At 55.8% G+C, this 12696-nt stretch carries 10 protein-coding genes; 5 read left to right on the forward strand and 5 right to left on the reverse strand.

The genetic code is table 11. The features are described 5' to 3' along the window. The 4 genes from HWX34_RS19270 to HWX34_RS19285 form a co-directional block, all read right to left on the reverse strand. On the reverse strand, positions 1–441 hold a 441-nt coding region (locus tag HWX34_RS19270; protein ID WP_178973794.1), incomplete at its 3' end, for an amidohydrolase family protein. After that, complete coding sequence (locus HWX34_RS19275) at positions 438–1544, reverse strand: 4-oxalomesaconate tautomerase (protein ID WP_178973795.1); 1107 nt, start codon at positions 1542–1544, stop codon at positions 438–440. The genes HWX34_RS19270 and HWX34_RS19275, both read right to left, overlap by 4 nt. 131 nt (positions 1545–1675) lie before the next feature. Next, the gene (locus HWX34_RS19280; RefSeq protein ID WP_178973796.1) at positions 1676–2455 is read right to left on the reverse strand and encodes an IclR family transcriptional regulator; all 780 of its coding nucleotides are present in this window, start codon (positions 2453–2455) and stop codon (positions 1676–1678) included. A 93-nt stretch (positions 2456–2548) separates the two neighbouring features. After that, complete coding sequence (locus tag HWX34_RS19285; RefSeq protein ID WP_178973797.1) at positions 2549–4162, reverse strand: methyl-accepting chemotaxis protein; 1614 nt, start codon at positions 4160–4162, stop codon at positions 2549–2551. 175 nt (positions 4163–4337) lie between these two features. On the opposite strand from HWX34_RS19285, the gene HWX34_RS19290 reads away from it, so the two are divergent. The 5 genes from HWX34_RS19290 to HWX34_RS19310 all read left to right on the forward strand — a co-directional run bounded on the left by HWX34_RS19290 (position 4338) and on the right by HWX34_RS19310 (position 11759). Beyond that, positions 4338–5003: an HAD-IA family hydrolase gene (locus tag HWX34_RS19290; protein ID WP_178973798.1), complete on the forward strand. Its 666-nt coding sequence runs from the start codon at positions 4338–4340 to the stop codon at positions 5001–5003. 395 nt (positions 5004–5398) lie between these two features. After that, positions 5399–7690: a type VI secretion system Vgr family protein gene (locus HWX34_RS19295; protein WP_178973799.1), complete on the forward strand. Its 2292-nt coding sequence runs from the start codon at positions 5399–5401 to the stop codon at positions 7688–7690. Between the two features lie 14 nt (positions 7691–7704). After that, positions 7705–10044 carry a M23 family metallopeptidase gene (locus HWX34_RS19300; protein WP_178973800.1) on the forward strand — a complete coding sequence of 780 codons (2340 nt, stop codon included), beginning with the start codon at positions 7705–7707 and terminating at the stop codon, positions 10042–10044. Position 10045: 1 nt separating this feature from the next. Then, entirely contained in the window at positions 10046–10795 is a 750-nt protein-coding gene (locus HWX34_RS19305; protein ID WP_178973801.1) for a hypothetical protein, read from the forward strand. 205 nt (positions 10796–11000) lie between these two features. Beyond that, on the forward strand, positions 11001–11759 hold the full coding sequence (locus HWX34_RS19310) for a hypothetical protein (protein ID WP_178973802.1): 759 nt from the start codon (positions 11001–11003) through the stop codon (positions 11757–11759). 99 nt (positions 11760–11858) lie between these two features. Here the strand turns inward: HWX34_RS19310 and ligK are convergent, their stop codons facing one another. Further along, on the reverse strand, positions 11859–12542 hold the full coding sequence (gene ligK / locus HWX34_RS19315) for a 4-carboxy-4-hydroxy-2-oxoadipate aldolase/oxaloacetate decarboxylase (protein WP_178973803.1): 684 nt from the start codon (positions 12540–12542) through the stop codon (positions 11859–11861). Positions 12543–12696: the final 154 nt, after the last annotated feature.

The raw sequence follows: 12696 nt of genomic DNA on the forward strand, positions 1-12696 counted from the left end.
AGACGGGTCCGGGTTCAGGTTGATGCCGACAAAGCCGTAGTCCCGGATGCAGCGTTCCAGCTCGGGAATGGAGGTGGCGGGGTCCACGCCGGGCGACTGCGGCAGCATGGCCGCGCCGATGAAGTTGTCGGGAAACAGCTGGCTGACGCGGTAGCACAGCTCATTACAGATGGCCGCCCAGGTGGAAGACGTGTTGAAGTCCCCGACGTGGTGGGCCATGAAGCTGGCGCGCGGGCTGAAGATGGTGAGGTCAGAGCCGCGCTGCTTCATCAGGCGCAGCTGGTTGCTTTCGATGGTGTCGCGCAGCTCGTCGTCGGAAATCTTCAGCTCGGAGGGCTTGGGGCCCAGCTCCGGGGTGGCGAGGTTGTCGATCTGGCGTTTGCGCCACTCTTCCAGTGCCTTGGGGGCGGTGGTGTAGTGACCGTGGATGTCGATGATCATGCTTGCTGTCCTTTCCAGATGGCGGAGGGAATCATGACCTCTCCGCGCATGATGAGCCGTGCGGTGCGCAGCAATGCGGCGCGGATGACGTTTTGTGGATTGGCCGGATCCAGTTCCAGATCGACCGAGAATTCGCCGGTGGGGTGTTCCACCGAGACCAGATGGCGCAGGCCAGACTGCATCTGCGCGATGCCGTCGGTGACCGAGCCTTCCAGCACGCAGGCGGTGCCCACGGTGACGGCCGCCAGCACGCCGATGGCGTCGTGGCAGACGTGCGGAATAAAGCAACGGGTGCTGATGCTGCCACCGTCGCGCGGCGGGGCAATCAGGCACATCTTGGGATAGGTTTTCTTGCTGACATCGCCCAGACCCATCAGGTGGCCGCATTGCAGACGCAGCGCTTCCAGCCGGGTTTTCAGTTCGGTGTCGGCATTCAGCTCGGCCACGCTTTCATAACCGCGGCGGTCGAGGTCGGCAGCGCGCAGCATCACCAGCGGCATGCCGTTGTCGATACAGGTGATTTCCAGCTCTCCCACGCCTTCCAGCTGCACCACATCCTTTACCTTGCCGGTGGGCAGCAGGCCGGAACACACCGAGCCGGCGGTATCCAGGAAATTGATGGTGATGGGAGCGGAACTACCCGGCACGCCGTCGATGCGGGCGTCGCCGTCGTAGCAAATCTGCCCGCCGGGCGTCTGTACCGTCACGTCACACTGCATGCCGGTATTGAGGGTGAGCACGCGGAAGGTGCTGGTTTCACCCTGCGCCGTCACCAGGCCGCGCTCCAGCGCGAAAGGCACTACCGCTGCCAGCATATTGCCGCAGTTGGGGGTGGTATCCACCGTGTCCTTGTCCGGCTGCAACTGGGCAAACAAAAAGTCCAGGTCCACACCGGGCTGGCTGCCGCGCGAGATGATGCCGACCTTGCTGGTCAGCGGATGTGCTCCACCCAGACCGTCAATCTGGCGGCGGTCGGGAGAGCCCATGACAGCGAGCAGCACACGGTCGCGCAATGCCTGATCCTGCGGCAGATCGTCTGCCAGGAAGAAGGGCCCGCGTGAGGTACCGCCACGCATGAACAGAGTCGGGATAGAGGTTTGCATGCGAGGATTGTGTTCCCGCGCCATGCATTAAAAAAGAGCACTATCGCTCTAGCAGATATAGCAATTTGCTATACATTGAGCACATGAACGACAATGGCCCGACCAGCGGGCCATCGGTAAAAAAGCAGGAATCAGGACTTGAAGTACAGCGAACCCAGCGAGGCCTCGCCCAGCTCGCGCGCGGCATCCTGCAACAGGCTGCCCAGCTCCGGCAGGCGCTCGGCCGGAATGCGGCTGGTGGGGCCGGCCAGCGTCACCACGCCCACCACTTGCTGATTAAGCGGGTTGATGATGGGCGCAGCCAGCGAGGTCATGCCCGGCTCATAACTGTCCACCGCCACCGCATGGCCACGCTTGCGGGTGGCATGCAGCACCTCCAGAAAGGCGGCAATGGTGCGCGGGGCATTGGGGCCGTAGTCGTGGCCATTGCCAAAGCCCTGCCGCGCGACAATCTGCAAGGCTTGCTCATCGTCCAGCCGGGATAGCCAGGCCGGGCCGCTGGCGGTGCAGAACAACGGTGGGTTGCTGCCCATGTCAGGGTCGTAACGCAGGCCGGAGCGCGCGCCCTGTGCCTTGGCCACAAAGGTGATCAGCGCGTTTTCAATGATGCCCAGCCGCGCCAGCTCGCCGGAGCTGCGCGCCAGGTTTTCCAGTATCGGCTGCGACACATCGGCCACCCCGCTGGTGGACAGATAGATCAGCCCCAGCGAAACCAGCTTGAGCGATAACTGGTATTCGCCCTTTTCCGCATGCTGGCGCACATAGCCTTGCTCGATCAGCATGGCCAGCAGGCGATGCGCGCCGCTACGCGGCATGTTGAGGGTGTCGGCAATGACATGCAGCGGCAGTTGCCCGCCATTACGGGCCAGCAACTCCAGAATTGCCAGCGAACGCTCCATACTGCCTGCCATGTCGTTTCTCCTTGCTGATTGGTTCCGGATTTGAACACAGTTCAATTTGACCAGCAAGCCGCCCTCCCCGCGCCTGGCCAGCCCCGGAAACAGTCACACCTGGAAACGGGCGACGGATTGATGCAGCGCCTCGGTCAATTGCGCCAGCCTGGCCACATGTTCACACGCCTGCGCAACGGCATGGCTGGACTCCTCCATCCGGCCGGAAATCTGCTCGATGTTCTGCGCCACGTTATTGCTGGCCTGACTTTGCTCGGTGGTGGCGTTGGCAATGCTGCGCACCTTGTCCAGCGCCTGGGCCGACGCGGTGTTGATCTGCTGCAGCGCATCGCCGGCCTGTGCCGCCATCTGCACCCCCATGGCCACCTGCGGCGCCATGGCCTGCATGCCTTGCACTACGGCGGCGGTGTCGGCATGCACCGCCTGTACCGTGCTGGCAATCTGCGCGGTGGCGGTGCTGGTGCGTTCGGCCAGCTTGCGCACTTCGTCCGCCACTACGGCAAAGCCACGGCCCTGCTCGCCAGCACGGGCAGCCTCGATGGCGGCGTTCAGTGCCAACAGATTGGTCTGGTCGGCAATATCGCGAATCACGCTGGCAATATCGCCAATCTGGTCGGTGCGCTGCTCCAGCGAACCGATCAGCCGTGACGCATCGCTCACTTGCTCGGCCGCCCGGCTGATTTCCTCTCCCGCATGCACTACCAGTGAGGCACCACGCTCGGCCAGCGTGGCCGCCTGGCTGGAGTTGTCTTCGGTCTCGCGCGCACCCTGCGAGATATGGTCGACACTGACCGCCAGCTGTTCGATGGCGGCGGCACTGGAGGAAATGGCGGCGGAACTCAGGCGCGCAGCGTCGTTGATTTGCGCCATTTGCCCGGCCAGGCTGTGCGACAACTGCCCCACTTGTTGCGCATTGGCCTGAATGCCACCAATCAAGCCACGCAAATTACCCTGCATCACCGCAATGGACGCCATCAGGCTACCGGCCGGGGCGCTGGTATCCAGTGCCCGGTTCAGCTTGCCATCGGCTATTTCTCCGGCCAGCCGGGCCGCCAGCTCCGGTTCGCCACCCAGCGCGCGGTAGATTTTGCGCGCCATCCACACCGCCACCGCGCCAATGGCGACAAACAGCAACAGGCCGGTCAGCATGTAACGCAGCGCCGCTTGCCAGAATGCCGCCTGGATGTCGTCAGTCCAGGCACCGAAACCGATTACCCAGTCCCAGCCGTCAATACGGGTGACGCCGTTGATTTTCAGCACTTCATCACTGCCGCCCGGCTTCACCACCATCAATTCGACAAAGCCGATATCCTGCGTGGCCAGCACATCCAGATAGCGGTTGAAGTCATGCCGCCCATCCGGCAAGGCCTTGCCAAAATCCACCTGCCCCACGCCCTTGTCGCCCGGCAGTACCAGCCCCAGCGCGGCGGTGGTGCGCGCCCACAGATACAGGCTTTTCTGGTAGCGCATGCTACGCAGGGCTTCGATGGCGCGGCGTTGCGCCTCGGCACGACTCAACTGGCCACCCTGCTCCAGCTGCTGAAAATGTTTTACCTGCTGCGCCGCCAAGGTCAGCACGGTGCGGATGGCTTCATGGCGTTGTTCCAGCATGCTGCTGCGCAAGGACACCAGGCCCATCGCCGCCAGCAACAGCCCGCCCAATGCTGCCAGCCCGACAATCAGCCCCAGCCGTGTTGAAAGTTTCATATTCTGTCTCCTCCTTGTTGTATGCAGTACCACTCGGGCTGTGCCATCATCACTCCCCGGTGCAGGACATGCGCTGGCGCACCATTCTGGTGATTTGCTGCCCGAAGAAGTAGTCGGGGCAAGCACTAACAGCTATAACCGTTCGCTATAACTGATAGCCATAGGAGCAAGGCAGGTGTTTAAGATCAAGGCCGTGATATTTGATTGCGATGGCACGCTGGTGGACAGCGAAAGCCTGTCGGCCCGGCTGCTGCGCCACCTCCTGCAGCAGCACGGACATGCACTGGATGAAGCCACCATCCTGCATTATTTCCGCGGCCGCCCTTATACGCGCTTTCTGGATGACATCAGCCGGCATTTCCCCCGGCTGGACCAGGACTTGTTCAGCCAGCAGTTTCGCCAGCAAAGCCTGCAGTTGCTAGCAAGCGAACTGGAAACCATGCCAGGTGCGCATGCATTGCTGGCCGCACTACAGCTGCCACGCTGCATTGCCTCCAACGGCCCGCGCGAGAAGATAGAAACCAGCCTTAACAGCACCGGGCTGAAAGACTATTTTGGCGAGGCCATCATCAGTGCTTACGAAGTGCATGCCTGGAAGCCGGACCCGGCGCTGATTCACCACGCACTACGCCTGCTGGATGTTGCGCCCGCCGACTGCCTGCTGGTGGAAGACAGTGCCTCCGGCATTGCCGCCGGTCTGGCGGCCGGAGTGGCCGTGGCAGGCGTACACCTGGACGCAGAAGCCGCAGCCCGCTTTGCCGGGCAGATCAGCATCTTCCCCGGCCTGCCCCAGTTGGCTGCGGCATTGGGGCTGTCTACAAATACCGGCAGCACCCGGTAATACAACACGCATTTTCCCCTGGCCTAAGCGGCCATCCCCCGCTTGGCGGCTCAACGCCAACCTGCGGTTTCAATGCCGCAGCAGGAATAGCGGTTTACATCGCCACCCTCTTGCCGTGATGCCTGCACAGGCCATCAGCAGCATGTAGCCCCTCTGCCAGAACCCATCGCCACCAACCCGTCTTTTGACTGGGCAAGGTGGTAAAACTGGCCAAGTAGCCATTTCCCTTCGCCTTCTTGCCCAGTGTAATGCCGCTCTATCTTTATCAGCGCGAGGGGGCACCACGGCATGGCAACACCTGCAAACCAAACACAGCAACGTTTGTTACCACCCTGGCAATGCCTCCCTTGCCTGGCAACGCGCAGCACCATCTGACCCACCCCAGGCCCCAGCCCATGCGTAACCCCTACCAGCTCACCTTCCCCACACGTTTCCAGCTCGCACCGTCCGTGCATTCCTTTCAGCTTGAAGAAGCACTGGACAGCCCTTACCACCTCAGCGTGGCAGTGACATTGCCAGAGCGCGACCTGCCCCTCGCCCCGCTGATCGGCCAGCCGGTGACCTTTACCCTCACCCCGCAAGCCACCGCACCGCCGCTCGCCATCCCCGGCCTTGCGCCACTGGTCAGCGAGTTGGCAGGCCTACGCAGCTGGCACGGCGTCATCCGCCATGGTGCGCGCGGCCGCAGCACCCGGGAAGAAACGCTGTACACCTTCGACATCGGCCCGCGCCTGGCCTTGCTGCAGGACAGTCGCACCACCCGCCTGTTCCAGAACATGACGGTGGCGCAGGTGATTGAAGCGTTGTTGCGCAAGCATGGGCTGGATGGCAGCGATTTCCGTTTCAACCTGACCGGCGCACAAGCCAGCTACGAACACCTCACCCAGTTTCGCGAAACCGATCTGGCCTTTCTCACCCGCCTGGCCGCCCATGTCGGCATCTTTTACCAGTTCGCCCAGTCCGGCGACGGCAAGGAAGTCATCCGCTTTGGCAACGACCTGGAGCATTACAGCCGCGGCCTGCTGCTCAACATCCCGCTGCACGAGCAGGCCGGGCTGGAAAGTGTCGGCACCGAGGCGGTCACTGCCTTCAGCATCCGGCACAGCCCGATGTTGCACAGCACGCGGCGGCGCAATTTCAACGACATGGCCGCCAGTCAGTTACCCGACGGCAGTGCCGGTTTTGCTGGCGAGGTGCCCGCCGCACATGGCGAGGACTATGACTGGGGCGATGACAATCGTGATGACGCGGAATCCATCCAACTGGCGCAGATGCGCCATCAGCTATCGCTCAGCCGGCAATGCTGCGCCAGCGGCGACAGTAACGTCAGCCTGCTGCGCCCCGGCGAAGTGCTGAAGCTGGACCACGCCTTTGCCGACGCGCCACACGGCTGGCTGATCAGCGCAGTGACCCACAGCGGCAGCCGCGATAGCGCCTACCGCAACAGCTTCCACGCCATTCCGGCGGATCGCGTCTGGCGCCCCGCCCTCCCCCCCAAACCACGCATACACGGCACCTTGCCCGCCATGGTGGTGAGCCCGGGCAATAACAGCTATCAGTACCCCTTCCTCGACGAGCATGGCCGCTACCGCGTGCGCTTCCTGTTCGACCTGGACAGCTGGAGCCCCGGCGGCGACTCGCGCGCAGTACGCCTGGCCAAACCGTTTGCCGGACGGCAATTCGGCTTCCACATGCCCATCCACCCCGGCACCATCGTCCACCTCGCCTTCAGCGATGGCGACCCGGACCAACCCTATATCGCCGCCATCAGCCATGACAGCGAACGGCCCGACCCCATCACCAGCCAATGGCACAGCCGCAACGTCATCCGCACCAAGGCCAATAACAAGCTGCGCATGGAGGATTTGCAGGGTAAGGAACACATCAAGCTGGCCAGCGAATACGGCAAAAGCCAGCTGAATATCGGCCATCTGGTGGACGCCGCCCGCGCGCCACGCGGCGAAGGCTTCGAAATCCGCACCGACCACTGGGGTGCCATCCGCGCCGGTAAAGGCCTGCTGATCAGCGCCGAAGCCAACGCCGTTGCCACCACCGCCCAACTGGACATGGCCGCCGCGCTGCACCAGCTGGAACAAGCCAACCGGCTGGCCAAAGCCCTGGCCGATGCTGCTACCACCGCCACCGCCCTGCCCCCGGATGTCCAGGCCCAGGTCGACTTGCTGCAACAGTCGCTCAAACAACTGGCACAGGCCGGCATCCTGATCAGCGCCCCGGCCGGCATCGGCCTCACTACCCCGCACACCATCCAGCAATCCGCCGGTGCCACTTACGCCGTCACCGCCGGGCAGCACATCAGCCACGCCGCTCTGGGTGACATCCGCAGCAACGCCAACGGCGCTATCAGCCTGTTTGCCCGCAGCGGCGGCGTACGCCTGTTTGCCAACCAGGGCAGCGTGGACATTCAGGCGCAAGGCGGCCCGCTGGCGGTGTCCGCCGCCAAAATACTGCGGCTGCACAGCAACCAGCACATCAGCGTAGCCGGGCACGACAGCATTGAGCTGGCGGCGGGCGGTCATGGCATCCGCATCAGCGCGAAAGGGGTCGAAGTGTTTGGGGATATCAAACTGCACGGCACGCTGAGTAATGAGGGGAAGGCGGGGCTGGAACACGAAGACGACAGCTTTCCGCAAACCGATTTACTGCCAAACAAAGGCCTTTCACTTTAATGACGGAGTGACCGATGAATATCAGCCCACCTACCCTGAAGCAGGCCCAGCATGAGATACCGGACAGCGAATGGCTAAACGCCTTATTACCCTCCACCACCCTGGGTGGCTATCCGGTAACCAGTCAATTCGAGTGGCACGGCGGCATGCATGTGCAACTCTCCGGCAGCGGTGAACAAAACAATGTCCGTGCCATCGCCAATGGCTATGTCATTCATTACCGAGACTGTGGCCCTGGGGAACTGAATCCAGATGAAAACTCGCCCTTACGACGAAATGGACTCGACACCCCCGGCTGCGTGGTGATGCGGCATGAAACAGAAATAGGGAGTGGCCGGGATGGATACGTTGTTTTTTATTCGGTTTATCAAAACCTCGGAAAATTAAGCCCGGAAGTGATGATTGCATTCCAGCAGGGAAAAATACTGGCCCGCAAGCAAATCATCGGCAAAGCGGGCTATACAGGCGGGATGAGCGGTTTTCATTTTGAAATATTCTGCAATACCGAAAACCTGCGAAGGCTGACCGGGCGCACATCCGGCAAGCTGGACTTAAGTAAAAACGGCAGAGAAAACATCATCTTTGGCGATAGCCATTTTTACATTCCGCAAGGAACACCCTACTACAGCGGAGACAAAGCCCCCAAAGGCCAGACCAGACCGGCGGGCACCACCACGCAAGACCTGTACGTCACCATGGAAATTGGCCACCGCGCCGCGACACTGACCACCCGTATTTTAGAAAACGGCAATTTTACACCACTGCCAAACAAAACAATTCCACCGTTCTGGAAAAATTATGATACTGAGATGTATGAAAATGCCAAAAATTTGAATAAAGACATTCCAGAGGCAAGCCTAAGCACGATTTATGAATATCTTCGTTACGGTCGCCTGATTTCAAAGAGCCACAACCGCGAACTTCCGGCACACGCCCACATTTACCAGCAAATCACCACGCCACAAGGCCTATTCTGGATCAATATTCGTGACGAAAAAATCAAGAAATACAGCGATGCAGACTTTCCACACTGGCTGGGCTGGCATTTCGTAGATGACGACAAAACCCGTGACGGACTATGCCATTCCGCCTATATCCAGCAGCTGCTACTCCCCAAGGAACAAGAAAAAACCAAGCAAAAACTGGTCGCCGCGTTTTCTGCCAAGACAAACACACTAGCCAGATTAATTTGCCAATTCAAAAGCGAGTGGGATGGCACAAAAATTGACGAACGCTATGGCTGGATGAAAAAGGAGAGCTACCTCAATCCTAAATCCGAAATCATGTCGGACAAGGCCTTTGATCTGTTAAAAGAAAAAATAAAGATACTGTGTTTCTGGGAGAAAATAAAGAACAGAACCGGGGTAATGACCCACAAAATGTACTATCCGAATGAAGAAACGCATTACGACCGAACACTGGATGACAACATCTGGCACTTCCACCCACGCGAATTCATCCAGACATTTCGCAAGTGCAAATGGTTTGGCAGCTTCGAAATGGAAAACATCTTCATCCCGATAATAGATAAAAGCAGGCCGGAAATTACACCACAACACCTGATTACCAGATATAAAAATGCCATCAATCAAACAGTGAGCAAGTATGGCTTTGACATTGGCAGACAAACCATCCATTTTTTTGGACAAGGCTGTGTCGAATGTACTCAACTGAGCAATATGACAGAAGTTGCTCAGCATCAGGATTACAGCAAAAAAATAGGGCTAGGCTTGGTAAAAGAATCCCTGCAACAATACGAAATAGACCGTGGACACTGGTGGGGGCGAGAGCCCAATGAAAAATCAGATTTTTTTGCCAGGGAAAGATACAACAGCAAGGGAAAACTAATAGCAAGCAGCTATAACTGGCGCATTGGCAACCTTGATGGTGACGATGCGCAAAAATTCAGAGGCAGGGGTTTTAAGCAGCTAACCGGCCTAACTAATTATGTAGAATACTGGACATTTATGGGGTGGTTAAAATTAAAAGACAATGAGGTAGACTGGGACAATGACAAGGGATATTTATCTAAAAACAGAGCCTTAATGAAAAAACATCCACCCGCTATCGATAACCCTGAGATTATTTCAACAAATCCATATTACTGTATCGACAGCGGAGGATTCTTTTTAGCATGTGAGAGACCAAAAATGAAGCCCATCATGAGCACTGTCAACGACAATATAATAGAAGCAGTTACCCGTGCAATCAATGGACGGACCAACGGATTAGTAGATAGGCAAGCGCATACATATCGTGTCAATTACATTATTGGGGACACTATCGATGTGTCAAAATATTTTAAAGCAGATATATATGCCAAGAGATTTGACTTTGCACCCAAGGAGAAATAAAATGCATGGCGCATTTCAATTTACTACCAAACTATTTTCATTGTTAATAATATATTGCATTATGGTTAACAGTTCTCATGCGGCAACCATTTCGATTGATGGTTTAGATGCTTTGGTTTTAAAAAAAACTGAGTTATCTTTCGGAGAAGATGTCAATCTGAATATCATTTACAATGGAAATGTTTGCACATTCCCCAAGACAATATTTTTGACTTCTGCAAAAATATCATCCGACAAAAAATTTGTTATTTTAAATAATAAGCTATTTTTAAATTGGAGAGATATCAAATCTTGCAATTTAAACACTGACACAATCGGTCAATTAAATATTAATCCAAAACGTTACAACATCGAAGACATCAACAAAAAAAACAATCTAATAGTTTTATATGTTGATCCTTTATTTGGATGGCCATATGAACCTGAAAGAAATGACAAATTTACTTTCATGGCCGCACTGGTAGACATGAAAGATCTATCCGAAATTATTTCAATTAAAAAGAAACCATTTTACGATGAAAATCGCACTGACTCGATAGAATTAGATAAACATTCATTTATCAATGCTCTTAGTTCTGACAAGGCATTTTTCTCACCAAATGGAAAATATCTCGCATTAAAATCCGGCGCCATCTCCTGCAAGAAAGGTGCCTACCCTGGCGTATTTGAAACCACGCATTGGAAGCAGGTGATTTTTAATGGGCCAGATAGCAATAAAAAATGCCGGGCACTGTTTCCGCAATTGAAGTAAAAGAAAATTTAAACACCAAACAATGCGGCATGAAAAATCACACTTCACAAGAAATTCAATAGCAATATCAGGCTAATTTACTGCGCCACGGTCTTTCAGTTTATAAAATCGCACCTTCAAAATTGAACTTATTTATGGTACCACAATAGCAATCCAGATAACACGCCAGCAGATTTCACATTACCACCAAGGAGGGTGTTAAGCGATGCGTACTCAAAAAATTAGCAGCTTGGCAATACAATTTACAATACTTTTCAACTTATCAACTCCATCACCCGCCAAGACCACAATAATTTTAAGTACAGAACCCAACATCAAAGTACAAAGCGTTACCGTACAAAATGAAAATATCCAAGAAATGGAAATTATTTACAAAGAAAAAACATGCCGAATAAAATTTCCATATTGGATTGGACATACATCAGCTTCCATCTCATCCGACTCGGAATTTTTAATTCTAGACAGAAATGGCTTTATAAAAATTTCCGACCTTGAAAACTGCGACAAAAATGACGTTGATTTTAAAGAAATCACCAACTCATTTCAATCAGCACGGCTAATGAACGTCAACAGTGCGCGCAATTTAATTTTGCTATATATCAACCCAATTTTTGGAATGATGTATGAAAAGAAAAGTAAATATAGCCACATGGCTGTTGTAATTATCAATAAGGCAATAAATGGATATGGCACTCTTCCAGATCCATTAGAAATAAAGCACAGACAATTTTTCTCACCCGATAGAAATTCCAATGTGGATTTGGATCACTCTCTTTTTGCAGGACATGATGACAAGGCATTTTTCTCACCAGATGGAAAATATCTTGCATTAAAATCAAGCGCCATCTCTTGCAAGAAAGGTGCCTACCCTGGCGTATTTGAAACCACGCATTGGAAGCAGGTGATTTTTAATAGGCGAGATAGCAATAAAAAATGCCGGGCGTTATTTCCGCAATTGAAGTGATGTATTTTTTATATGGATATACCCTACAAAAATCGATAAATAAAAAAAGCCACCCCGCAGGGTGGCCAATACAGAGAGTGACGTTTACGCCAGCAAACGTCAGTCCATATACCTGAGCCCGGCCTTGGCCAGCGGTTCGCGCATTGCGTACATGTCCAGACCCAGCACGCCGGAAGCCAGCTTTGCACGTTTTTCGCCTTCGAACGATTCGCGCTTTTGCGCTGCCGCCAGCGTTTCTGCCGCACGCGCGGCCGGGACGCATACCACACCGCCGTCGTCGGCGACGATGACATCGCCCGGATGCACCAGCATGCCGGCGCACACTACCGGGATGTTCACCGAACCCAGCGTAGCCTTGATGGTGCCTTTGCTGCTGATGGCGCGGCTCCATACCGGGAAGTCCATTTCCTGCAGGGTTTTCACGTCGCGCACTCCGGCGTCGATGATCAGCGCGCGGGCACCACGGGCCTGGAAGCTGGTGGCCAGCAGGTCGCCAAAGTAGCCGTCGGTGCATTCGGAGGTAACACCTGCCACCACGATGTCGCCAGGCTGAATCTGTTCTGCCGCCACGTGCAGCATCCAGTTGTCGCCCGGTTGCAGCAGCACGGTGACGGCGGTGCCGGACACCTGTTTACCGGCAAAGATGGGGCGCATATAGGGCTTGAGCAGGCCGACGCGGCCCATGGCTTCGTGCACGGTGGCGGAACCCAGCGCGGCCAGTGCATCGGCGGCGGCGCGGTCGGCGCGGGTGATGTTGCGGTAAACGACTCCGAGTTCGTACATGGTGTTGTCTTTCTTAATTCGTGATGACCATCACATTTTTTGTGAAGAAGCCCTGGGTCAAGGCGCGCCGCCGCAGACAGTACATGTGGTACGGCAAGGCGGCGCAACGCAGGAGCGGGGCTTCTGCCAGCCTTACAGGCCCTTGGCCTTCAGG

Source organism: Aquitalea sp. LB_tupeE (genome assembly GCF_013391415.1).
Classification (GTDB): domain Bacteria; phylum Pseudomonadota; class Gammaproteobacteria; order Burkholderiales; family Chromobacteriaceae; genus Aquitalea.